This window comes from Terrabacter sp. MAHUQ-38 (assembly GCF_014518425.1).
Taxonomy (GTDB): domain Bacteria; phylum Actinomycetota; class Actinomycetes; order Actinomycetales; family Dermatophilaceae; genus Terrabacter.
In genome coordinates, this window is sequence record NZ_JACVCU010000001.1 from 968,124 (window position 1) to 990,022 (window position 21,899).

Genomic DNA, 21,899 nt, shown 5'->3' on the forward strand with positions numbered 1-21,899 from the left:
CGCTCCTACGCTTGGAAGGCGCCGGATGGTCGTGTCCGGGGTCGCCCGAGAAGGGGAGGCAGCCATGGCATCAGTCGAGTCGCAGAGCATCGAGAGACCGCATGAGAGGAGACCCTTCCGCGCCCACGGGCAGATGGATGTGGTCACCCTCGGGGACTTCACGCTGGGCAAGGGCACGTTCGAGCCGGGTTGGCGCTGGTCCGAGGACGTCAAGCCGATCGCCGGCACGGACTCGTGCCAGACCCTGCACACCGGGATCTGCATCTCGGGCCAGATGACCGTGCGGATGGACGACGGAACGGAGGCAAGTGTCGGCCCTGGTGACGTCGTTCGCATCGAGCCGGGTCATGACGCCTGGGTCGTGGGCGACGAACCCTGCGTCATGTACGACACGGGCGTGGCGGCATACGCGAAGCCGCGGTAAAACCAGGTCGGAACGGGCGGGCCGGCGTGCGCCTTCTCGCCGTCGCGGTCAGCGGACCTGTCGGGGGGCTGGTGAGTCGGACGGGCGGCGTTCGCCCAGTCCCGCCATGCCCCACCGCACGGCTGCCGTGCCGAGGTGCCCGAGCGGCCGGGCCACGAGCGTCGACACGACGTCGGGCAGCGGGATGCCGAGCATCCACCGCGCCCAACCAGGCAGCAGGGACACGCCGCCCGAGGCGATGGTCCCGTAGCCCGGCCGGGCGTAGAGCGGCAGCGGTGGGTCGAGGAGCAGGAAGCGAGCGGCCTCACGCGCGGCCGAAGTCGCTTCCAGCTCAGGGCGATACGAGGCGAGGACCTCGCGCAGCTCAGCGACCGAGCGGGGCGGCGCCTCGACGCCGAGGCGAGCCGCGGGGATGCCCGCCTGCGTGACGTAGAGGTCCGCCTCGGCATCGCTCAGCGGCGTCCCGCTGAAGGTCTGGTACGCCCGGAGGAACGAGTCGATCTCCGCGACGTGCACCCACGTCAGCAGGCGCGGGTCGTCGGCGCGGTACGCCCGCCCGAGGGAATCCTTGCCGCGCACCCGCGCATGGATCGAGCGCACCGTCGCGATGGCCCGCTCGGCGTCCTCGACGGTGCCGAACGTCGTCGTCGCCAGGTACTCGCTCGTGCGCTGGAGCCGGCCCCAGGGGTCGCCCTTGTAGCCGCTGTGGCCGGCGACCCCGGCCATCGCGAGCGGGTGCAGCGACTGCATCAGCAGCGACGTGACGCCAGCCGGGAACATCGACGCGTCGGCGTGGACGCGCCAGATCGGGTCGTCGGACGTGAACCACCGCTCCCCGCGCGCGCCCCAGATCCGCTGCGCGCGGGCCGGTGCGTCGTCACCGGCAACCTTGCTGCGCAGCATCAGGCCCAGCCGGCGCTGCACCAGCCGGGCTGCGATCGTGCTCATGCCAGTCACCGTATGCCGCCGCGGACGCGCGCAGGAGACGTCTGTCCAACGTTGCGCCGGGTCAGGTCAGCGTGATCCGTATGCCGGCACGCGGGCCACGCGGACGCACCCGGTCGGTGACCCGGGCGATGGCGTCGCCGAGCCGTGCCATGACGTACTTGCGGACCATCGCACGCTTGACCGCTGCGACGCCCTCCGGGCTGCGGTCGACGACGGCCGTGCCGGCATACGTCGGCGCCCCGTCGGGCACCCGGCCGCGGATGTCGCACGGCCGCAGCTCGACCCGCGACGTGTGCGCCAGCCGCTTCAGCTTGCCCGCCGGGTCGACGCTGATGGCGACGAGCTCCTCGCCGTCGCGCGCGATCCACACCGGGGTCGACACCGCCGTTCCCGTCCGCCGGAACGTCGTCAGCGACACGTACGGGTTGGCGGCGAGCACGTCGAGGTCGTTCGGCAGGGAGCTCACGCCGCCAGCGTAGGCCGGAGGCCAGCTGAGTACGGATGCCCAGTATCGTCCGGGCCCCCGGCCGCTCTTCTCCCCGACCAGACCAACCTCTTGGGGAGAACCAACCACCATGCGCATCGCCTTCACACCCGCCGAGAACGGCTTCGCCTTCAGCAACGGCTTCACCAACCACGTCCTTCGCATCCCGGCCATCAGCGTCGACATCACGACGCGCGGGCGCTGTGGCGGCATGGCCGCTGCCGCAATGGACTACTGGTACGCCGGTCTCGCCATGTCGACGAACAGCACTCTGCCGCAGGACGGTTCGCTCGTCGCGGACTACGTCTACTCGCGGCTGATGGACACGTTCGTCGACAACGGGCTCAAGTTCGTCCAGTACGCGACGAGCCTCGACCACCCGACCTGGCTGCGCGGCAAGGGAGTCGCGCGGATGACCCGCGAGGACGAGCTGCCCAAGCTCAAGGCGCGGCTCGACTCCGGCCAGCCCGTGCTCCTCGGCCTGACCCAGGCCCGCGACGTCACCCAGCTCGGCAACGACCACCAGGTCGTCGCGTACGGCTGGGAGCAGGACAGCCGCTACACCTACGTCCTCGTCTACGACAACAACAACCCGGGCCAGGAGGTCCGCCTCAAGCTCACGACCGTGGACGACCCGGCGGAGCGCGCGATCACGGGCAGCAACGGCAAGACGTGGCGCGGCCTCTTCGTCGAGAGCTACACCCGCAAGATGCCGAGCTTCCTCGCGAACGGCCGGCTCATCCACGACTCGACCGACCCCAGGATCCACGTCATCCGCGGCGGCGGCGCCTTCTGGATCCCGTCGCCCGCGGAGTTCGACGCCGGTGGGTTCCGTTGGGAGTCAGTCGTTGCCGCGAAGCCCGGCTCGATGGCGCACGTGGCGACCCACCCAGGCAACGGCACGCTCGTCCGCGAGCGCGGCACGGACCCGATCCACGTCGTCTACGGCGGCAAGGCCTTCTGGATCCCGTCGCCTGAGGTCTTCGAGGGTCTCGGCCTCGACTGGAACGCCGTACGAGAGATCCCGCAGGGATCGCTGGCCGGGCTGCGCTCCACGCCGCTCGACCGCACCCTGCTCCGCGAGCGCTCGGGCGCCCCGGTGTGGCTCGTCGACGGTGGTCGGCTGCGTCACGTCACGAGCCCAGGCGTCATGGACCGCCTCGGTCTCGAGTGGGGCTGCGTCCGGATCGTGCCCGACGGGGCGCTCGCCGGCCTGGCGACGGGGACGCCGATCTACTGACGGGAGGGGCCGAACGGACTAGTCACACTGGTCCGTTCGGACCATATTTCCCGACTTCAACCGACTCGGCCCTCACCGGCGTGTCACTCTGACCAGGTCGCCCTCGGACGGGACACTCGTTCTCAGGAAGACAAAGACTTCGACGGTTGGCCCGTTGTGGTACGTGAACCGTCACTGGTAGCCCGGACTCGCTCAGCGAGCCGGGCGCCATCATTTTCCGGCTCAGCCTCCTGTGCTCGTGCGCACGTTCCAGGTGGCCGAGATCGTCTCGCCGACGCCGCCGGTCGCGCTCTGCAGGAAGATCGAGTACTTGATGATCGCGAAGGCCAGGCTGAACGAGTCGGTGGGTGAGCCACCGCCCTCGCTCGCCGAGGTCTGGTAGCTCGTGACCGCGACGTCCCTCAGCTCGATCTCGAGGAACTTCGTGCGTGCCTCCCCGGACGTCACGCCCTGGAGCACGCCGGTGGCCAGGCGCTTGCCGTTCATCGTCCGGAGGAAGAGCTGCGGGCTGGCCGACCCGGTCTCTGCCATGAGACTCAGCCCGGAGATGGTGGACTTGCTCGCGGACCAGCCCGACCCGGAGACGCTGGACGCGTTCGAGGCTCCCCAGGAGAAGCTCATCACGTCGATCCACCTGCGGTGCTCGTCATCGACGCTGTCGCCCAGGATCGGGTCGAGCTGGAGGAAGTAGTCGCCGGAGCCGACCCCCGCCAGCGCGGCCACGGTGGCCATCGAGGGCGGCTCGGCGGCGGCAGCCACGCCGCTGCCGCTGAGGGCGAGGGCCCCGGTCAGACCGCCAAGACCGAGGGCCCCGGTCTTGAGGGCGCCGCGTCGGGTGGTGGTGAATGCGTCATTGCCGTCAACCATGATCGACCCCACATCTCTGGTGGCATGAAGTTGCCACGGGATCCGATCGTATGGACGAATCCAATTGCGCCGCAGGCAAACCCAGCATCTCGTCGGGCGGCGAAGTGGTCTGATGTCAGCGAATGTCAGCAGATGTCAGGACGCGCAGCAACGGCACGCGGCTCAGTGCAGGATCGCGGCGAACGCGTCGACGATGATCTCGATCTCTGTCTCACCGACGACGAGCGGCGGTGCGATGCGCACGGTGGAGCCGTGGGTCTCCTTGACGAGGACGCCGCGCTCGAGCAGGCGGTGCGAGGCCTCGCGTCCGCTCATCAGGCTCGGGGCGAGGTCGACGCCGGCCCACAGTCCACGGCACCGCACCGCGTCGACCCCATGACCGACGAGCTCGCGCAGCCCCGACTCGAGCAGTGCGCCGAGCCGGCGGGCCCGCTCCTGGTACTCGCCGGTGGCGAGCAACCTGATGACGGCCTCGCCCACCGCGGCGGCGAGCGGGTTGCCGCCGAACGTCGAGCCGTGGCTCCCGGGTGTGAAGACGCCCAGGACGTCCCGGTCCGCGACGACCGCCGAGACCGGCACGATGCCGCCGCCGAGCGCCTTGCCGAGGACGTACATGTCGGGCACGACGTCCTCGAGGTCGCAGGCGAAGCTCGAGCCGGTGCGCCCGAGGCCCGACTGGATCTCGTCGACGACCATGAGCACGTTCCGCCGACGGGTCAGCTCGCGCACGTCGCGCAACCAGCCGTCTGGCGGCAGGATGACGCCGCCCTCGCCCTGGATCGGCTCGAGCAGGACCGCGACGGTCTCGTCGGTGATCGCCTCCTCGAGCGCCTGGATGTCGCCGAAGGGCACGAGGTCGAAGCCCGGCGTGTAGGGGCCGTAGTGGTCGCGCGCGAGGGGGTCGTCGGAGAAGCTGACGATCGTGGTGGTGCGACCGTGGAAGTTGCCGGTCATGGCGACGATGCGGGCCCGGCCGTCGGGCACCTGCTTGACCTCGTAGCCCCAACGGCGGGCCGTCTTGATCGCCGTCTCGACGGCCTCGGCGCCGGTGTTCATCGGGAGCACGAGGTCCTTGTCGGCGAACGTCGCGAGGTCGCGACAGAAGGGACCGAGCCGGTCGCTGTGGAACGCGCGACTCGTCAGCGTCAGCCGGTCGAGCTGGGCCCGCGCCGCCGCGACGAGGGTGGGGTGCAGGTGGCCGAAGTTGAGGGCGGAGTAGCCGGCGAGCGCGTCGAGGTAGCGGCGGCCCTCGACGTCGGTGACCCAGGCCCCCTCGGCACGCGCGATGACGACCGGCAGCGGGCTGTAGTTGCTCGCCACCCAGTAGTCCGCCATCGAGACGTGCTCGTGCGTCGGGGTGCCCGGGGTCGGGCCGGTTCGCTCGCGGGCCCCGGGCCGTGCGGCCGTGTCGCTCACCCCTCGATCGTGGCACTGAGTCGGCCCGTCGGCGCGCGAATGCGAGGTGCTCGGCTGCTCGAACCGCCGAATCGGGCCCCCTGCTGGCACACTGGGCGTGGCGGATCCCGCAGCCAGGACTACCCGCGGTGGGTGTGTCGGTCACGTCGGTGATCCAGCCGCGGAGATGGCCATGAGCAGTCAGAGCACCGCCCGCACCCGCGTCGTCGTCCTCGGTGCCGCAGGACGTGACTTCCATGACTTCAACGTCGTCTTCCGCGGCGACGCGACCTACGAGGTCGTCGCCTTCACGGCGACCCAGATCCCCGACATCGACGGTCGTCACTACCCGGCCGAGCTCGCAGGGCCCCTCTACCCGCAGGGGATCCCCATCGTCGCCGAGTCCGAGCTCGCCGACCTCGTCGCGCGCGAGGGCATCGACGTCGTCGTCTTCGCCTACTCCGACGTCCCCCACGAGCACGTCATGCACCTCGCGTCGACCTGCATCGCGGCCGGTGCCGACTTCCGCCTCCACAGCGCACGCCGCACGATGTTGCGAAGCACGAGGCCGGTCGTCGCCGTGACCGCGGTCCGCACCGGCGTCGGCAAGAGCCAGACCACCCGCTACGTGTCACGGCTGCTGCGTGACCTCGGTGTGCGCGTCGTCGCCGTCCGGCACCCGATGCCCTACGGCGACCTCGCGGCCCAGGCCTGCCAACGGTTCGCGACCTACGACGACCTCGACCGACACCAGTGCACCATCGAGGAGCGCGAGGAGTACGAACCGCACCTCGACAACGGCGTCATCGTCTACGCCGGCATCGACTACGAGCGGGTCCTCGCCGAGGCCGAGCAGGAGGCCGACGTCATCCTCTGGGACGGCGGCAACAACGACCTGCCCTTCTACGTCCCCGACCTGCACATCGTCCTCGCCGACCCGCTGCGTCCGGGCCACGAGGCGGCGTACCACCCGGGTGAGGCGAACGTCCGGATGGCCGACGTCGTCGTCATCGCGAAGTGCGACTCCGCGCAGCCGCAGGACATCGAGGCCGTGGAGAGGTCGGTGCGTTCGCTCAACCCGCAGGCAACTGTCCTGCGCGCCGACAGCCCTGTCACCGTTGACGATCCGGCCGCCGTCAACGGGCAGCGCGTCATCGCCGTCGAGGACGGGCCCACCCTGACCCACGGGTCGATGACCTACGGCGCCGGTGTCGTCGGGGCACGTGCCGCCGGCGCGTCCGAGATCGTCGACCCGATGCCGTATGCCGTGGGGTCGATCGCCGCGACCTACGCCAAGTACCCGAACGCGCGGGGAGTCCTGCCGGCCACCGGCTATGGGGCTGAGCAGGTGCGCGACCTCGAGGCGACGATCCGTGCGGCGTTCGAGGCCGGCGCGTGCGACGCCGTCGTGAGCGGCACGCCCATCGACCTGACCCGCGTGCTCTCCGTGCCGGCGCCGCTCATCCGCGCGCGCTACGAGCTGCGCGAGGTCGTGCCCGGAGGGCTGGCGGCGGCGCTGCGAGCCGTCCTGCCCGCCGAGCCCGCGCGCTCAGAGCGTGAGCCTTCGCAGGACGGCGCCGCGGTCATGCCTGCCACGAAGTCGGTGTGACCTCCGGCCTCGCCGCCACCACCGATGGCGCAGGACGTCAGGGCACCCGCTGACCTCGGCGCAAAATCCGGCCGTCGGCGTCGAACTGCCGCAACAGCGAGAAGGCCACGGGTGACGACCCATGCCTCCTCAGATGGGCGAGGCGTCCGAGCGCCTCGTCGACCGTCGGACGCGTGCCGGGCGGCACCCACCACAGCGCGGTCGACGGCTGCTCCGTCGGGAGGAACCAGCGCTTGCGCCGCAGCAGCAGCTGCCCGTGGGTGCTGCGGTAGACGAACTCGTGCAGGCTCGCGTAGTCGCGCCACACGGACACGTTGACGACGAGCCGCTGCCCGTCACGGGTCACGGTCTCCTCGCCCGGTTCGGCCCTCAGGTGCCAGATGAAGCCGGGGCTGCTCTCGGCGAGGGCCGCCGTCCCGTTGAACGCGAACACGAAACCGCGCATCGTCGGGTCGTCGAGGGGTGCGCGTGCCACCGAGACGTTGACCTGGGCGAGCTCAGCCGCCACGACGCAGCCCGGCTCCGTGCCTGCTCATGGCTCGACGCTACGTCAGTGCCCCACCCAGCGTCCGCCCACAGGTCACGTCGTGGCGGGCACGTGTGCGTCGAGCCAGTCGAGGATCTCCGTCTCGACCTCGTCGCGGTTGGTCTCGTTCAGGATCTCGTGCCGCGCCTCCGGCCACAGCGTCAGCGTCACATCACGCACCCCGAGGCGGCGCAGCTGCTCGGCGACCCGCTGCACACCCTTGCCGTTCTGGCCCACCGGGTCCATGGCTCCCGACGCGAGGTGCACCGGCAGGTCAGTGGGGATGCCCGATGCGACTCGGTCGGTGTTCACGGCCTCGAGGCCGCGGAGCAGGTCGGTGAAACCGCCTGCGCTGAAGACGAATCCGCAGTCCGGGTCGTTGACGTACTTGTCGACCTCGTCCGGGTCGCGCGACAGCCAGTCGAAGTCGGTCCGGGTCGGCTTGAAGGCCGCGTTGTACTGCCCGAAGCTCAGCTTGTTCATCAGGCCGCTCGTGTGGCTGTGGCCCCTCAGCCTGGCCTGCGTGGCCGCGAGGAAGACGCCGACCTTGCCGATCGCGCCGGCGCCGCCGGCCGTGCCGGTCAGCACCAGCCCGGCGAGCTCGGAGCCGTGCTGCGCGGCGTACCCGCGCGACAGGAACGAGCCCATGCTGTGCCCGAGGAGGAAGACGGGGACGCCCGGCTGCTCCCCGCGCGCCAGCTCGGTCACGGCATACAGGTCGTCGATGACGGTCTGCCAGCCGTCGCGCTCGCCGAAGTAGCCGCGCGGGCTGGAGGTGCGCCCGTGCCCACGGTGGTCCGAGCCGTAGACGGCGTACCCGTGGTCGGTGAGGCGCTGGGCGAAGCGCGCGTAACGGGTCGAGTGCTCGGCCAGGCCGTGGGCGATCTGCACGATCGCCTTCGGGGCGCCGTCCGGCAGCCAGCGGTTGACGTGGACCTCGGTGCCGTCGGGCGTGGTCAGCGTGAGGGTGCTGCTCTGCATGGATCGTCCTCGATCTCGCGGTGGCCGTCTGCCCGCACTGTATGCCGGGTCGCCCGTGCCGGCGCGCCCTCCCGGCCGCGCGTCGGCCCCGTCTGCCCGTTCGGGCATCCAGATCGTAAAAACCACAAAAACGGGTGCCCGAATCTCTTTACTTCACGCCGCACCAGTGGTTTCCTAGTCGTACGGTCCCGCACGGGACGAACGAACCGACCAGGACGAGGGAGTCCGATGTACGCAGCGGAGCGGCAGCAGCGGATCATCGCCGAGGCACGACGTGCCGGCCGGGTCGAGGTCACCGCGCTCGCCGACTCGCTCGGAGTCGCCGCCGAGACCGTGCGTCGAGACCTCACCGCCCTCGAGCGTCGCGGGTCGCTGCGTCGGGTCCACGGCGGCGCGATCCCCGTCGAGCGCCTCGAGGTCGAGCCCACCCTCGCCACCCGGTCCGGTCGCCTCACCGAGGTCAAGCGCCGCATCGCGGCCCGCGCCCTCGACGAGCTGCCCGGCGGCGGCAGCATCATCCTCGATGCCGGGTCGACCGCCCTCGCCGTCGCCGAGATGCTCCCGCCCGACATCGACCTCACCGTCGTCACGAACAGCCTCGCCGCGGCCACCGTGCTCTCGACGCACCCCGGCATCACGCTCTACGTCCTCGGCGGGCGTGTCCGCGGCACCACCGGCGCCGCCGTCGGCGACTGGGCCACCGGCGCGCTGGCCGACGTCACCGTCGACATCGCGATCCTCGGCACCAACGGCCTCTCCGTCGCCCGCGGCCTCACGACCCCCGACCAGTCCGAGGCCCTCGTCAAGCGCGCCATGGTCGGCGCGGCCCGCCGGTGCGTCCTGCTCACCGACTCGAGCAAGGCCGGAGACGACCACCTGCACCGCTTCGCCCAGCTCACCGACATCGACCTCGTCATCACCGACACCGACCTCGACGACGACGTCGCCGCCGAGATCCGTGCGGCCGGACCGGAAGTGGTGACCGCATGATCGTCACGCTCACGCCCAACCCCAGCATCGACCGCGCCGTCTTCATCGACGCACTCCGCCGCGGGGAGGTCCACCGCGGCGGCCCAGGGCGGATCGACCCGGGCGGCAAGGGAGTCAACGTCTCCCGAGCCCTCGCCGCGCAGTCCGCCGACACGGTCGCCGTGCTGCCCATCGGCGGGCCGGAAGGCCACCTCCTCGAGGAGCTGCTCGACGCCGCCGGGGTGGCACACGCATCCGTCCCCGTGCACGGCACCGTCCGGATGAACATCAGCGTCCTCGAGCCCGACGGCACGACGACGAAGCTCAACGAGCCCGGCCCCGACCTGTCCCCGGCCGAGGTCGACGCGCTGCTCGACACGACCCTGCAGCGCGCCGAGGAGGCGCAATGGGTCGTCGGCTGCGGCAGCCTCCCGCCCGGCGCCCACACCGACCTGTATGCCGTCCTCGTCGCCCGGGTGCGCGGCCGCGGCGGACGCGTCGCCATCGACTCCTCCGGCGCGCCGTTCGCGGCCGCCGTCGCGGCGAAACCCCACCTCATCAAGCCCAACCACGAAGAGCTCGCCGAGCTCGTCGGGCACGACCTGCCCACCCTCGGCGACGTCCGCGACGCCGCCCGCGAGCTCGTCAGCAACGGCATCGAGCTCGTCGCCGTCAGCCTCGGCGGCGACGGCGCCCTGCTCGTCACCGCCGACGAGTTCGCCCACGCCAGGGCGACGATCACCGCACCGCTGTCCACCGTGGGCGCGGGCGACTGCATGCTCGCCGGCCTCCTCCACGGCCTGTCCACCGGCCTCGACCCGGCCGATGCCCTCGTGACCGGCGTGACGTGGGGCGCCGCGGCGGTCACGCTCCCCGGAAGTCGAGTTCCCGCACCCAGCGACCTCGACGGCATACGCGCAGAGCTCACCCGCCACCCCGACCTGGCTCTCGCGCTCACCTGACGCAACGCAGTCCCCGCTCGAAACCGCACTGGCTCAACGCTTCTCCCGAAAGGAATCCCCATGTCCCTCATCACCGAAGAGCAGGTCGTCCTCGACCTCACCGGTGCCGACCGCCACGAGGCGACTCGCAGGCTCGGCGAGCGACTCGTCGCCTCGGGCCGGTGCACCGACCTCGACGCGTTCCTCGACGACGTCCGCAAGCGCGAGGAGACGATGGCCACCGGCCTGCCCGGCGGCATCGGCATCCCGCACGCCCGCAGCGCCGCCATCACCGAGCCCTCGCTCGTCTTCGGACGCACCGACGGCATCGACTGGGGCGCCAAGGACGGCCCGGCCACGCTCGTCTTCCTCATCGCGGCCCCCGAGGGCGGCGGCGACGCGCACATGCAGATGCTGCCCAAGCTCGCCCGTGCGCTCATGAAGAAGGACTTCAAGGCGGCGCTCGCGTCGGCGACCACCCCGGCTGACGTCGTCCGCATCGTCAGCGCCGAGGTCGAGCTCGACAAGCCTGCCGCTGCCCCCGCAGCGGCCTCCGCGCCCGCCTCTGCCCCCGCCGGTGCCGCGGCCTCGGCCGGCGCCGACGCCACGGGCGCAGCCGCCCCCGGCGCGGTCGCGACGGCGGAGCCGCCGGCCAAGCGCGTGCTCAACCTCGTCGGCGTCACGTCCTGCCCGACCGGCATCGCGCACACCTACATGGCGGCCGAGGGCCTCGAGAACGCCGCCAAGGCCGCAGGTCACACCATGAAGGTCGAGACGCAGGGCTCCGCCGGCTCGAAACCACTCAGCCCGGCCGAGATCGCCGCTGCCGACGCCGTCATCTTCGCCCACGACCTCCCCGTCAAGGACGCCGGCCGGTTCGCCGGCAAGCCGAGGGTCGACGTCGGCGTCAAGAAGGGCATCTCCGACGGCCCGGCGCTCGTCGCACAGGCCGAGCAGCTCGTCGCCGAGTGGGACGCCGACCCGAGCAAGCGCGAGGCCGCCGTCGCGGCCGCGACTGCCGCCGGTCCGTCCGGCGGGCTCACCTCGAAGGTCGAGGAGGGCGCGAGCACCGCGACGAAGGTCCGCCAGTGGCTCATGACGGGTGTGTCGTACATGATCCCGTTCGTCGCCGCGGGCGGCATCCTCATCGCCCTGTCGTTCATGCTCGCCCAGGTCGCCCTCGGGGAGAGCGGCGCGATCGAGATCACCAAGTACGGCCTGACCGCCGAGGGGCAGTACAACATCGCCCAGAACTTCACCCCGTTCAGCCTGACGTCGTGGGCCGCACTGCTCTTCGTCATCGGCGGCGCGTCGTTCGGCTTCCTCGTGCCGATCCTCTCTGGCTTCATCGCCTTCGCGATCGCCGACCGTCCGGGTCTCGTGCCCGGCATCGTCGGCGGGTCGGTCGCGGCGACGATGGGAGCCGGCTTCCTCGGTGGTCTCGTCACCGGGCTGCTCGGTGGTTTCGTCGCCCGGTGGGTCTCGAGCTGGAACGTCGCGAAGGGCGTCCGCGGCGTCATGCCGGTCGTCGTCATCCCGCTGCTCAGCTCGCTCATCACGATCGGCCTGTTCATCACCGTGCTCGGCCGCCCGATCAAGGGCCTGACCGACGCGCTCAACACCTGGCTGACCGGAATGTCCGGGGCGAGCGCGATCATCCTCGGCGTCATCCTCGGCGCGATGATGGGCTTCGACCTCGGTGGCCCGGTCAACAAGGTGGCCTACGCGTTCGCCACGACCGGCCTCGCCGCCGCGGGCGCCGCGACCGACGCCCCGCAGCTGAAGATCATGGCCGCGGTCATGGCTGCCGGCATGGTCGCGCCGCTCGCGATGGCGCTCGCCACCACCATCCGCCCGCACCTCTTCTCCGAGCCGGAGCGCGAGAACGGCAAGGCGGCCTGGCTGCTCGGCCTGTCGTTCATCTCCGAGGGCGCGATCCCGTTCGCGGCCGCCGACCCGGTCCGCATCATCGCCAGCTCGGTCGTCGGCTCGGCCATCACCGGTGCTCTCGCCATGCTGTTCGGCACGACCCTGCGGGCGCCGCACGGCGGCATCTGGGTGCTCCCGCTCATCGGCAACTTCCTGCTCTTCATCGTGGCGCTCGCCGTCGGCGTCGTCGTCATGACCGGCATCGTCGTGGCCCTGAAGTCCCGGGAGAGCAACCTTGCCGAGATCGACGCGAGCGCTACCGTCTGATCAGGGCGTGGCCCCGATCGACGTCTGACCCACACCGACGCAACGACCACCCGTTTTCCAACGAAGGAGCACGTCCATGGCAACCCGTACCGTCACCATCGCCTCCTCGGTGGGCCTGCACGCCCGCCCGGCCGCCCTCTTCGTCGAGGCCGCGAGCAGCTCCGGCCTCGACGTCGAGATCGCCAAGCCGGGGGAGGACCCGGTTGACGCGACGAGCATCCTCGGCGTCATGGCCCTCGGGGCCAAGTACGGCGAGGAGGTCGTCCTGACCGCCGACGGCGACGGCGCAGACGAGACGCTCGACGAGCTCGTCGCGCTCCTGTCACGCGACCTCGACGCGGAGTAACGAGCATGGCCGAGTCGGAACCCACGTCGGAGACCAGGCAGGGCATCGGCGTCAGCCCGGGCACGGCATACGGGCCGGTGGTGCAGGTCGCGCCACCGGTCCGGCCTCCGGCCGGCGAGCCGTCGGTCGACGACCAGGAGGCGGCGCTCGCCGACGTGCGCGCGGCCTTCGAGTCGGTGGCCGTCTCGCTCGAGGAGCGGGCGACGCGGGTCGAGGACACGGCCCAGCAGATCCTCAAGGCGACGGCCCTCATCGCGCGCGACAAGGGCCTCGTCAAGGCCGCCGCCAAGGAGCTCGCCGCCGGGCACGGCCGGGCCAACTCGATCGCCAACGCCATCGAGACGTATGCCGTCCAGTTCGAGAAGCTCGGAGGGTACTTCGCCGAGCGGGTCGCCGACCTGCGAGACGTCGGATCCCGCGCTGTCGCAGCGGTTCTCGGGGTGCCGGCGCCGGGTGTGCCGGCGTTCTCGGAGCCGAGCGTCATCGTCGCGGAGGACCTCGCGCCCGCCGAGACGGCGACCCTCGACCGGTCACTCGTCGTCGGCATCATCACCGAGGCGGGTGGGCGCACGAGCCACACCGCGATCCTCGCCGCGCAGATGGGGATCCCCGCCGTCGTGCAGCTGTCGCACGCCACCGAGATCCCCCCGGGCACGCCCGTGGCGCTGGACGGCGACTCCGGTGAGGTGACGATCGCCCCCGACATGGCGCTCGTGACCGCGCAGCGTGAGCGTGCCGCCCGGCGCGCCGAGGCGCTGGCGGCCCTGTCGGGTCCGGGCCTGACGGCCGACGGCCAGCCCGTCGCCCTGCTCGCCAACATCGGCGGCGTCGACGACGCCGTCGCGGCAGGGGCCCTGGACCTCGAGGGCGTCGGCCTCTTCCGCACCGAGTTCGTCTACCTGTCGGCGACGAAGGCCCCGACGGTCGAGGAGCAGACCGAGATCTACCGCGGCGTCTTCGCGCCGTTCGAGGGCCGCCGCGTTGTCGTGCGCACGCTCGACGCCGGCGCCGACAAGCCGCTCAAGTTCGCCGACCTCGGACCGGAGGAGAACCCCGCCCTGGGGCGTCGCGGTCTGCGGCTCTCGGCCGAGCGGCCCGACCTGCTCGACGCCCAGCTCGAGGCGCTCGCGACCGCTGCGCGCGAGACCGGCGCCGACGTTCGCGTCATGGCGCCGATGGTCGCGACCGCCGAGGAGGCGGCGTGGTTCGCTCGGCGGGTGCGCGAGAACGGGCTGCCCAAGGCGGGAGTCATGATCGAGGTGCCGGGTGCCGCGCTGCGGGCTCGTCACGTGCTCGACGAGGTCGACTTCGGCTCGCTCGGCACCAACGACCTCGCGCAGTACACCATGGCGGCCGACCGCATGCAGGGCGCGCTGTCCGACCTGCTCGACCCGTGGCAGCCGGCCGTGCTCGACGTCGTCGGTGCGGCGTGCGAGGGCGCGGCGTCGGTCGACCGGCCCATCGGGGTCTGCGGTGAGTCGGCGGGCGATCCGCTGCTCGCCCTCGTCCTCGTCGGGCTCGGCGTGACGAGCCTGTCGATGGCGCCGAGCAAGGTGCCCGTCGTGCGGCTCGCGCTGTCGCTCCACTCCGTCGCCGAGTGTCGCGCGCTCGCTGAGGCCGCCCGTGCCGCGCGCACCGCGGCCGACGCGCTGCACGCCGTGCGCGAGTCCGCGCGGGCCGAGCTCATCGAGCTGCTCTAGGGCGCAACCTCTGCCCGGCGAGTGGGTAGGGGCCGAGTGTCCCCGACACATGGAGGTACCCATGGACCTCGAGATGTTCCACGGACTCGCGGAGACCACCGGACCGTTCGCGAGCGTCACCATCGACGTGACGAAGACCGACCCGGCCAACGCCGACCACATCGAGTCACGGTGGCGCGACATCGAGCGCCGGCTGCGTGAGGAGGGTGCGCCCGACGGCGTGCTCGACAGCCTGCGTGACGCCGCGCTGGAGCCCACCGGCAAGGGAGGCGAACGCGGGCGCCTGCTCGTCGCCACGACCGACGGGGTGGTCGCGAACCAGGACCTGCCCCGACGACCCGACCAGGACGCCACCTGGGGGCCGATCCCCTCGCTGGTGCCCGCCGTGCGGGCCCTTGCGGGCTCCCTCCCGCACGTGCTGGTCCGGCTCGACCGCACGGGTGCCGACATCGAGGTGTGCGGCGGTCACGCGGGCCTCGAGCACGAGACGCATGAGGTGCAGGGCGACCACGACGAGCTGCACCAGGTGCACACGGGAGGCATGGCGCAGCGCCGCTTCCAGGCCCGAGTCGAGGACTCGTGGGAGCACAACGCCGCCGCGGTGGCTGACGAGCTCGACCGAGTCGTGCGGACCCATCGCCCCACCACGGTCATCCTCATGGGCGACGAGCACGCCATGAGCTTCCTCGAGCGGCATGCGAGTGAGGAGCTGCGGGTGCTCCTCGTCCGCAGCGCCACCGGCGGACGCGCCGCGGGAACCTCCGAGGAGGCCGTCCGCGACACGACGTCCTCGGTGCTCGCTCGGGCGCGCGCCGAGGCGGAGGCCGAGGTCGTCGAACGGTTCAACGAGCAGACCGGGCGCGCCGGGGCCGCGAGTGACGGGCTCGGCCCCGTCGTCGAGGTGCTGCAGCGCGCCCAGGTGGAGCAGCTGCTCCTCATCGAGGGCCGCGTGCACGAGGAGGAGCTCTGGGTCGGTCAGGGTCGCCTGCAGCTCGGCCTCACGCGCGAGGACGCACAGCTCGCGGGGGCCACCGAGCCCCAGAGGGCACCCGCAGACGCTGCCCTCGTGTGGGCGGCCGTGTGCTCACGGGCCGGCGTGACGCTGCTCGACCCGGGGCAGGTCAACCCGGCCGACGGTGTCGGGGCGCTGCTCCGATGGTCCGACGAGTCGACGCCACGCTCACGCATTCCGAGCATGCCGGGACACGGAGGTCAGTGACCGTCGCCGCGCGCCCCTGACTCGGCGAACGTCTTGAAGGCGTCCATGACCGACTGGCTCTGCCTGGGGAAGCTCTTCCCGAAGAGGAGTCCGGCGAGCTTCATGAGACCGCTGAACCGGAACTCGTTGTGCGCGACCCACCGCGTGGCGTCCGGGCCGGACTCGTGGAACTCGTTGCGGGTGACGTTGTGGACGCCCTTGGCGTCGTAGGTGGCCTCGAACGCGTACGGCAGGTCGCGCCGCGTCACGGTCTCGACCATCTCCAGGGTGCCCCGGCCCCGGCGGAAGGTCAGCTTCGACTGCGCGCCGGGATGGCCCGGCGTGCCGTGGATGGGCTCGAAGGAGATCAGGCCTTCCATCCACTTCGGCAGGCTGGCCGGGTCGTCGAAGAGCTCGATGAACCGCGCCCGCGGCACGTTGACGACGATCTCCTGGGTGTACTCCATGGACGAACGCTACTGCGGCCCGCTCCGGTGACCCGTGCCTCGCGGCCCGGGGCCGATGCACCGGTCTTGACGCGCGATGAGCTCACCAACCACGCTCAGAACGGCAGGGTCGGGGGAGGGAGGAGCCCCGTGCGCGAGCTGCTGTCCGGGACGGTGTCGATGCTGTTCTCCGACATCGAGGGCTCGACCCTGCTGCTGAGCCGGCTGGGGCGCCGGTACGCCGAGGCGCTGGACGGCCACCGCGCGGTGCTCCGCTCCGCGTGGGCTGCTCACGGCGGCACCGAGATGGGCACAGAGGGGGACAGCTTCTTCGTGGTGTTCCCGACCGCGGAGGGAGCGGTCCAGGCAGCGGTCCAGGCCCAGCGAGCGCTGGAGCGCCATGCCTGGCCCGGGGACGAGCGGGTGCGGGTGCGCATGGGCATCCACACCGGGACGCCGCAGGTTCACGACGACGACTACGTCGGGATGGACGTGCACCGGGCCGCCCGGATCGCCGCGTCCGCTCATGGAGGGCAGGCCGTCCTGTCGGCGGTGGCCGCCGAGCTGGCTCGCGACGGCCTGCCCCAGGGCGTCGGGCTGAAAGACCTCGGCAGCCACCATCTCAAGGACATCCCCGAGCCGGAGCGACTGTTCCAGCTCACCGTCGAGGGCCTGCAGAACGACTTCCCGGCGCTCAAGACGCTGGGGGCGTCGTCCAGCCTGCCGGTCCCGACCACGCGCCTGGTCGGGCGTGGGGCGCCCGTCGCAGAGCTGGTCGACCTGGTCGCATCGCGCGAGGTCAGGCTGGTCACGCTCACCGGACCAGGAGGTTCGGGCAAGACCCGGCTCGCGATCGAGGTGGCCGGCAACCTCGTGACGGCCTTTCCCGACGGCGTCTTCTTCCTGCCGCTGGCCTCGGTCACCACCGCGGAGGTCATGTGGACCACCATCGCTGACGTGCTGGACCTGCCGAGGGGCAGCCGTATGCCGCCGCGGCTGCTCGAGCAGGTGGCGCTCCGCGCGGCCCTCTTCGTCCTCGACAACCTCGAGCAGGTCGACGGCGCCGACGACGTCGTCACCGAGCTGCTGGCGGCCGCGCCGCGCGCCGCTGTCGTGGCGAGCTCGCGTCGCCCGCTGGGGGTCCCGGGCGAGCAGCTCTACCCGGTCCCGCCACTGGGGCTCCCGGCCGGCTCGACCCTCGCGGCTGCCGAGGACTCCCCGGCGGTGCAGCTGTTCGTCCACCACGCGCGCAGCGTGCGCCCCGACTTCCGGCTGACCGCCGAGAACGTCGAAGCCGTGGTCGCCATCTGCCGTCACCTCGACGGGTTGCCCTTGGCCATCGAGCTGTCCGCTGCTCGGGTTCGCCTGCTCGGTCCGCAGGCTCTCCTGCGTCGGATCGACACGAGCCTCGACACGGCGTCGATGAGCCGTCATGGCCCACCCAGGCACCGGACGCTGCGCGAGACCCTCGCGTGGTCCTACGACCTGCTCCCGGAGGACCAGCGGGCGTTCTTCCGTCGCCTGGGGGTGTTCGCGGGCGGGGCGGACCTCGACGCGGTGGGCGCAGTGGCAACCGCTGTCCCGTCGGGCGACCGGCCCGCCGCCACCCTCGACCTCGTGGCCGACCTGGTCGACGCCAGCCTCGTCGTCATGTCCGAGACACCGGACGGCGAGCCGCGCATCGCTCTGCTGGAGACGATCCGCTCCTTTGCCCTTGAGGAGCTGCGCGCCGACGGCGAGCTCGACGACGCCCGCTCCGTGCACGCAGGCCACTACCTGCAGGTCGCCGAACGGCTGAAGGTGACGCGCGACTCCGACCACCTGCTCGCCCTGAGCCAGGCGGAGACCGAGCTCGACAACTTCCGAGAGGCCCTGGCCTGGGCCGTGCGCCAAGGGAAGGCGACGGGGGGCTCCGCAAGCGCCGGCACCACGATCGCCATCCGGCTGTCGTCGTCGCTCGGATGGCTCTGGTACACGGGCGGATACGTCGTCGAAGGTTGCCGCTGGCTCGAGGTGGCCCTCGCACAGGCGGGAAGTGCGCCGTCGGCGGAGCTCGCTGACTGCCTGGGAACCTATGCCAACCTCCTGATCGCCCGAGGAGAGGCAGAGCGCGCCTGTGAGTACGCCACACAGAGCCTGGTGGTCGCGCGCACGGTCACCGACGTGGAGCGGGAGGCGTATGCCATGGGCGTCCTGGGGACCGCGCAGCTGCACCGAGGAGACGTCGAGTCCGCGCGCCAGACCTTCGAGGACTCCTTGGTGTTGCACCGCCGCATCGGCAACCAGTTCAGGCTCACCCGGGCCCTGGGCAACCTCGCCGGAGTCGAGGAGGAGCTCGGCCACTACGACCGAGCCGAGGAGCTGACCCTCGAGGCACTCGAGGTCGTCCGCGCGGCCGGCGACCTGCACGAGGCGGCGGTCCAGGGCCAGAACCTCGCCAACCTGCTCGCGGTGAGCGGACGCGCAGACGAGGCCGGCCGGCTCGCGCAGTCGCTCATCGGGCAGGTCCTGCAGCTGCACAGCCCGAACCTGACCATGGCGTTCGCCAACACGTACACGAACATCCTCGTCCGGCTCGGCGACCCCGTACGCGCCGCGCACCTGCTCGGCGCCGAGGAGGCCATGAGAGACCGCCTGTCGCTGCCGAACCCGTATCAGCAGGAAGAGCAGGCCGAGGCCTGGACTGCGGTGAAGGGCCTCATCTCAGCCCAGGACTGGGAGCGCGAGATCCAGACCGGGCGGGAAGCCTCGGTGGAGGACCTGCTTGTCGGACTCAGGGAGGGCTGACCCGCTCCGGTCCGGGCGTCCTCACCGTTTCCGGCACTCCGGCATCGCCGGAGGAGCGACGATGGACTCCTGGGGTGACCTCGACGACCGTGAGGAGCGAGACATGCACGTGCCCGTCGAACCGCGCAGCAGGGTCAACTACTTCCACGGGCGCTTGGTGACCGCAGACGACCTCAGGCGCGAGCAGGAGCAGTTCCGGGCGCGACAGTGGTTGCACAACCGGATGCTCCACGGCTACGGCGTCGCCACGGGTCTGGAGGTGACGGTCCTCGACGACGAGCTGCACGTGTCGCCGGGCCTGGCCATCGACGGGCTGGGACGCGAGATCGTCCTGACCGACCTGCACACCGTCGACGGCAGCGGGGTCGTGACCGAGAGCCACGGACGCGTCCAGCTCGTCGTCACCTGGGCCGAGGAACCGGTGGACGAGGTGCTCGGACCCGATGGGCCGGAGCCGAGTCGCTTCGTCGAGAACCCTCGCCTCTTCCTGACCGAGCACCACGTCGGTGAGCCCCCGGTGGATGCCGTCCTGCTGGCTCGCATCCACCGCCGCGGGCACGAGCTCGTCGTCGACGCATCGGTACGCCGCCACGTGTACCAGCACGTGCACCACGACGGCTGAGTCGGCTAGCGCCCCGCGGACAGGACGTCGGCGAGGTCGTAGCTGACGGGCTCCTCGAGCTGGTCGAAGGTGCAGGACTCGGGCGTGCGGTCGTCGCGCCACCGGACGAACTGCGCCGTGTGACGGAAGCGCGTGCCCTCCATGTGGTCGTAGCGCACCTCGACGACGCGCTCGGGACGGAGCGGAACGAACGACAGGTCCTTCTGGTTGTTCCACCGGGAGAACTCCGAGGACCGTGGCGTCCGGACGCCGTCCTCTGGCTTGGCCCAGTTCCAGGGGTGCTCGTCCCACTCCGCGATGAGGGGCTGGAGCTCCTCGAAGAGCTCTTGGCGCCGCGCCATCGGGAACGCCCCGATGACACCGACCGACGCGAGCTGCCCGTCGTCGCCGTACAGCCCGAGCAGGAGGGAGCCGATCGCGTGGGGTCCGCTCTTGTGGACGCGGTAGCCGGCGACGACGCAGTCGGCGGTCCGCTCGTGCTTGATCTTGAACATGAGCCGCTTGTCCGGCTCGTACGCGACGTCGACCGGCTTCGCGATGACCCCGTCGAGCCCGGCTCCCTCGAACTGCGTGAACCAGCCCTTGGCGACGTCGCGGTCGGCGGTCGCGGCGGTGAGGTGGACGGGGGCGGACGCCTTGGCCAGCGCCTTCTCGAGGGCCGCGCGACGCTCCGAGAACGGCCGGCCCGTGTAGTCATCGCCGTCCAGGGACAGGAGGTCGAACGCGACGAACGACGCCGGCGTCTCGGCCGCGAGCTTCTTGACCCGTGACGCGGCCGGGTGGATCCGCTGCTGGAGCAGGTCGAAGTCGAGACGGTCGCCGGACCCGGGCGCGATGAGCACGATCTCGCCGTCGATGACGCACTTCTGCGGGAAGTTCGCGAGCACCGCCTCGACGACGTCGGGGAAGTAACGCGTCATCGGCTTCTCGTTGCGCGACCCGATCTCGACGAGGTCGCCGGACCGGAAGATGATCGACCGGAACCCGTCCCACTTCGGTTCGTACAGCGCCTGGACCTTGACCGCGCTGAAGTCCTTGACCGGCTTCGCGAGCATCGGCGCGACGGGCGGCACGACGGGCCCCCACACGTCGCGCAGGTCGGCGTCGCGCTCCGCCTTCGGCGCCATGTACTCCTCGTCGGACTTGTCCTGGCGGCGCTTGCTCGGCTGCACGCGAGGCGGCTCGCCCGGCATCTTGGGGTAGTCGGGCGGGAAGTTCAGCTCGCCGAGGCCGCGTTCGTCGACGTCCTTGTCCCACAAGGCGATTGCTGCGGCGACGTCGCCGACGGCATCGTCGATCCCCGCCCAGGCGTCGCCGCGCGACGCGACGAGCGCGGGCACTGTGCGGACCGTCAGCTCCTTCGGGTCGACCGACCCGAGCTCGTCCCACGTCACCGGCGTCGAGACCGGGGCGCCGGGCAGGGGTCGCGGGGAGTACGCCGAGGCGATGGTGCGGTCGCGGCACGCCTGGTTGAAGTCGACGAAGATCCGCTCGCCGCGCTCCTCCTTCCACCACGACGTCGTCACGAGGTCGGGCAGGCGCCGCTCGAGCTCGCGCGCGATCCCGATGACGCCGTGCCGCACGTCGAGGAACTCGTGCGTCGGGGCCACTCGCGCGTACACGTGGACGCCACGGTTGCCCGACGTCTTCGCCCAGGCGGTCAGCCCGATCTCCTTCATGACCTCCCTCAGGGCGTGGGCCGCCTCGACCGCGTCGGCGAACCCGCGACCCGGCTGTGGGTCGAGGTCGATCCGCAGCTCGTCGGGGTTGTTGACGTCCCCCGTGCGCACGGGCCACGGGTGGAAGGTGATCGTGTTCATCTGCGCCGCCCACACGGCGCTCGCGATCTCGTCGATGACGAGCTGCGGGTGCTTGCGGCCCGACGGATACGTGCACATCACCGTTCGCGTCCAGTCGGGCACGCCCTTCGGCGGGTTCTTCGAGAAGAACTCCTCACCCTCGATGCCCTCCGGGAACCGCTGGAGCGTCACGGGCCGGTCGCCGAGCGCGCGGAGCATCGGGTCGGCGACGGCGACGAGGTAGTCGGCCAGGTCGAGCTTCGTGACCGGCTTTCCGTCGGCCATGCCGGCCGCCGGCCACAGGACGCGGTCGGGGCTCGAGACGCGCACCTCCCGCACCCCTGACGGACCTGGCGCTTCGACGACGGCGGGCTTGGCGCTCACCCGCCGATCGTAGCCACGCACCACGACATCCCCGCCG

General features: G+C 71.5%; 19 protein-coding genes. 11 read left to right on the forward strand and 8 right to left on the reverse strand.

The genetic code is table 11. The annotated features are described in order from the left end of the window. The first annotated feature begins 64 nt into the window (after positions 1 to 64). Positions 65 to 424 carry a cupin domain-containing protein gene (locus H9I49_RS04520; protein WP_188029095.1) on the forward strand — a complete coding sequence of 120 codons (360 nt, stop codon included), beginning with the start codon at positions 65 to 67 and terminating at the stop codon, positions 422 to 424. Positions 425 to 472: 48 nt separating this feature from the next. On the opposite strand, the gene H9I49_RS04525 is transcribed toward H9I49_RS04520, so the two are convergent. Together H9I49_RS04525 and H9I49_RS04530 are read right to left on the reverse strand one after the other, a co-directional pair. Then, complete coding sequence (locus tag H9I49_RS04525) at positions 473 to 1,372, reverse strand: oxygenase MpaB family protein (RefSeq protein ID WP_188029096.1); 900 nt, start codon at positions 1,370 to 1,372, stop codon at positions 473 to 475. Between the two features lie 61 nt (positions 1,373 to 1,433). Next, positions 1,434 to 1,838, reverse strand: coding sequence for a PPOX class F420-dependent oxidoreductase (locus H9I49_RS04530; protein ID WP_370587422.1), 405 nt, complete (start codon positions 1,836 to 1,838; stop codon positions 1,434 to 1,436). Between the two features lie 109 nt (positions 1,839 to 1,947). Here H9I49_RS04530 and H9I49_RS04535 point away from each other — a divergent pair, with 109 nt between their 5' ends. Next, the gene (locus H9I49_RS04535; protein WP_188029098.1) at positions 1,948 to 3,096 is read left to right on the forward strand and encodes a hypothetical protein; all 1,149 of its coding nucleotides are present in this window, start codon (positions 1,948 to 1,950) and stop codon (positions 3,094 to 3,096) included. A 222-nt stretch (positions 3,097 to 3,318) separates the two neighbouring features. On the opposite strand, the gene H9I49_RS04540 is transcribed toward H9I49_RS04535, so the two are convergent. Together H9I49_RS04540 and rocD are read right to left on the reverse strand one after the other, a co-directional pair. Continuing rightward, entirely contained in the window at positions 3,319 to 3,963 is a 645-nt protein-coding gene (locus H9I49_RS04540) for a type VI secretion system tube protein Hcp (RefSeq protein ID WP_188029099.1), read from the reverse strand. A gap of 162 nt (positions 3,964 to 4,125) precedes the next feature. Then, positions 4,126 to 5,379 carry an ornithine--oxo-acid transaminase gene (rocD, locus tag H9I49_RS04545; protein ID WP_370587423.1) on the reverse strand — a complete coding sequence of 418 codons (1,254 nt, stop codon included), beginning with the start codon at positions 5,377 to 5,379 and terminating at the stop codon, positions 4,126 to 4,128. Positions 5,380 to 5,551: 172 nt separating this feature from the next. Between rocD and H9I49_RS04550 the strand changes: the two genes are divergently transcribed. After that, a complete protein-coding gene (locus H9I49_RS04550) occupies positions 5,552 to 6,967 on the forward strand; it encodes a cyclic 2,3-diphosphoglycerate synthase (RefSeq protein WP_255523602.1) in 1,416 nt (471 codons plus the stop codon). 37 nt (positions 6,968 to 7,004) lie between these two features. On the opposite strand, the gene H9I49_RS04555 is transcribed toward H9I49_RS04550, so the two are convergent. Together H9I49_RS04555 and H9I49_RS04560 are read right to left on the reverse strand one after the other, a co-directional pair. Continuing rightward, positions 7,005 to 7,475 carry a DUF3291 domain-containing protein gene (locus H9I49_RS04555; RefSeq protein ID WP_188029100.1) on the reverse strand — a complete coding sequence of 157 codons (471 nt, stop codon included), beginning with the start codon at positions 7,473 to 7,475 and terminating at the stop codon, positions 7,005 to 7,007. 72 nt (positions 7,476 to 7,547) lie between these two features. Beyond that, positions 7,548 to 8,474: an alpha/beta hydrolase gene (locus tag H9I49_RS04560; RefSeq protein WP_188029101.1), complete on the reverse strand. Its 927-nt coding sequence runs from the start codon at positions 8,472 to 8,474 to the stop codon at positions 7,548 to 7,550. 228 nt (positions 8,475 to 8,702) lie between these two features. Here H9I49_RS04560 and H9I49_RS04565 point away from each other — a divergent pair, with 228 nt between their 5' ends. From H9I49_RS04565 to H9I49_RS04590, 6 genes are all read left to right on the forward strand, one after another. Continuing rightward, entirely contained in the window at positions 8,703 to 9,464 is a 762-nt protein-coding gene (locus tag H9I49_RS04565) for a DeoR/GlpR family DNA-binding transcription regulator (RefSeq protein WP_188029102.1), read from the forward strand. Continuing rightward, a complete protein-coding gene (gene pfkB, locus H9I49_RS04570; protein ID WP_188029103.1) occupies positions 9,461 to 10,405 on the forward strand; it encodes a 1-phosphofructokinase in 945 nt (314 codons plus the stop codon). Before H9I49_RS04565 ends, pfkB begins: the two co-directional genes overlap by 4 nt. 60 nt (positions 10,406 to 10,465) lie before the next feature. Continuing rightward, positions 10,466 to 12,580, forward strand: a complete 2,115-nt coding sequence (locus H9I49_RS04575; protein WP_188029104.1) for a fructose-specific PTS transporter subunit EIIC — start codon at positions 10,466 to 10,468, stop codon at positions 12,578 to 12,580. 76 nt (positions 12,581 to 12,656) lie between these two features. Beyond that, positions 12,657 to 12,926, forward strand: coding sequence for an HPr family phosphocarrier protein (locus H9I49_RS04580; RefSeq protein ID WP_188029105.1), 270 nt, complete (start codon positions 12,657 to 12,659; stop codon positions 12,924 to 12,926). Positions 12,927 to 12,931: 5 nt separating this feature from the next. Beyond that, positions 12,932 to 14,626: a phosphoenolpyruvate--protein phosphotransferase gene (ptsP, locus tag H9I49_RS04585; protein WP_188029106.1), complete on the forward strand. Its 1,695-nt coding sequence runs from the start codon at positions 12,932 to 12,934 to the stop codon at positions 14,624 to 14,626. Between the two features lie 61 nt (positions 14,627 to 14,687). Further along, on the forward strand, positions 14,688 to 15,845 hold the full coding sequence (locus H9I49_RS04590) for a Vms1/Ankzf1 family peptidyl-tRNA hydrolase (protein ID WP_188029107.1): 1,158 nt from the start codon (positions 14,688 to 14,690) through the stop codon (positions 15,843 to 15,845). On the opposite strand, the gene H9I49_RS04595 is transcribed toward H9I49_RS04590, so the two are convergent. Further along, positions 15,839 to 16,291: an SRPBCC family protein gene (locus tag H9I49_RS04595; RefSeq protein ID WP_188029108.1), complete on the reverse strand. Its 453-nt coding sequence runs from the start codon at positions 16,289 to 16,291 to the stop codon at positions 15,839 to 15,841. The genes H9I49_RS04590 and H9I49_RS04595 overlap by 7 nt on opposite strands. 129 nt (positions 16,292 to 16,420) lie before the next feature. Between H9I49_RS04595 and H9I49_RS04600 the strand changes: the two genes are divergently transcribed. Continuing rightward, positions 16,421 to 19,057, forward strand: coding sequence for an adenylate/guanylate cyclase domain-containing protein (locus H9I49_RS04600; RefSeq protein ID WP_188029109.1), 2,637 nt, complete (start codon positions 16,421 to 16,423; stop codon positions 19,055 to 19,057). A gap of 61 nt (positions 19,058 to 19,118) precedes the next feature. Beyond that, positions 19,119 to 19,679 (forward strand): hypothetical protein, encoded by a 561-nt coding sequence (locus H9I49_RS04605; RefSeq protein ID WP_188029110.1) that lies wholly within the window; start codon positions 19,119 to 19,121, stop codon positions 19,677 to 19,679. A 5-nt stretch (positions 19,680 to 19,684) separates the two neighbouring features. Here the strand turns inward: H9I49_RS04605 and H9I49_RS24350 are convergent, their stop codons facing one another. After that, positions 19,685 to 21,862: an ATP-dependent DNA ligase gene (locus H9I49_RS24350; protein ID WP_188029111.1), complete on the reverse strand. Its 2,178-nt coding sequence runs from the start codon at positions 21,860 to 21,862 to the stop codon at positions 19,685 to 19,687. Between the last annotated feature and the right edge of the window lie 37 nt (positions 21,863 to 21,899).

Bases quoted from the DNA above. Each gene is read 5' to 3' on its own strand.
- H9I49_RS04520 (WP_188029095.1), top strand. From the start codon at position 65: ATGGCATCAGTCGAGTCGCAGAGCATCGAGAGACCGCATGAGAGGAGA.
- H9I49_RS04525 (WP_188029096.1), bottom strand. From the start codon at position 1,372: ATGAGCACGATCGCAGCCCGGCTGGTGCAGCGCCGGCTGGGCCTGATG.
- H9I49_RS04535 (WP_188029098.1), top strand. From the start codon at position 1,948: ATGCGCATCGCCTTCACACCCGCCGAGAACGGCTTCGCCTTCAGCAAC.
- H9I49_RS04540 (WP_188029099.1), bottom strand. From the start codon at position 3,963: ATGGTTGACGGCAATGACGCATTCACCACCACCCGACGCGGCGCCCTC.
- H9I49_RS04550 (WP_255523602.1), top strand. From the start codon at position 5,552: ATGAGCAGTCAGAGCACCGCCCGCACCCGCGTCGTCGTCCTCGGTGCC.
- H9I49_RS04560 (WP_188029101.1), bottom strand. From the start codon at position 8,474: ATGCAGAGCAGCACCCTCACGCTGACCACGCCCGACGGCACCGAGGTC.
- H9I49_RS04565 (WP_188029102.1), top strand. From the start codon at position 8,703: ATGTACGCAGCGGAGCGGCAGCAGCGGATCATCGCCGAGGCACGACGT.
- pfkB (WP_188029103.1), top strand. From the start codon at position 9,461: ATGATCGTCACGCTCACGCCCAACCCCAGCATCGACCGCGCCGTCTTC.
- H9I49_RS04575 (WP_188029104.1), top strand. From the start codon at position 10,466: ATGTCCCTCATCACCGAAGAGCAGGTCGTCCTCGACCTCACCGGTGCC.
- H9I49_RS04580 (WP_188029105.1), top strand. From the start codon at position 12,657: ATGGCAACCCGTACCGTCACCATCGCCTCCTCGGTGGGCCTGCACGCC.
- ptsP (WP_188029106.1), top strand. From the start codon at position 12,932: ATGGCCGAGTCGGAACCCACGTCGGAGACCAGGCAGGGCATCGGCGTC.
- H9I49_RS04590 (WP_188029107.1), top strand. From the start codon at position 14,688: ATGGACCTCGAGATGTTCCACGGACTCGCGGAGACCACCGGACCGTTC.
- H9I49_RS04595 (WP_188029108.1), bottom strand. From the start codon at position 16,291: ATGGAGTACACCCAGGAGATCGTCGTCAACGTGCCGCGGGCGCGGTTC.
- H9I49_RS04605 (WP_188029110.1), top strand. From the start codon at position 19,119: ATGGACTCCTGGGGTGACCTCGACGACCGTGAGGAGCGAGACATGCAC.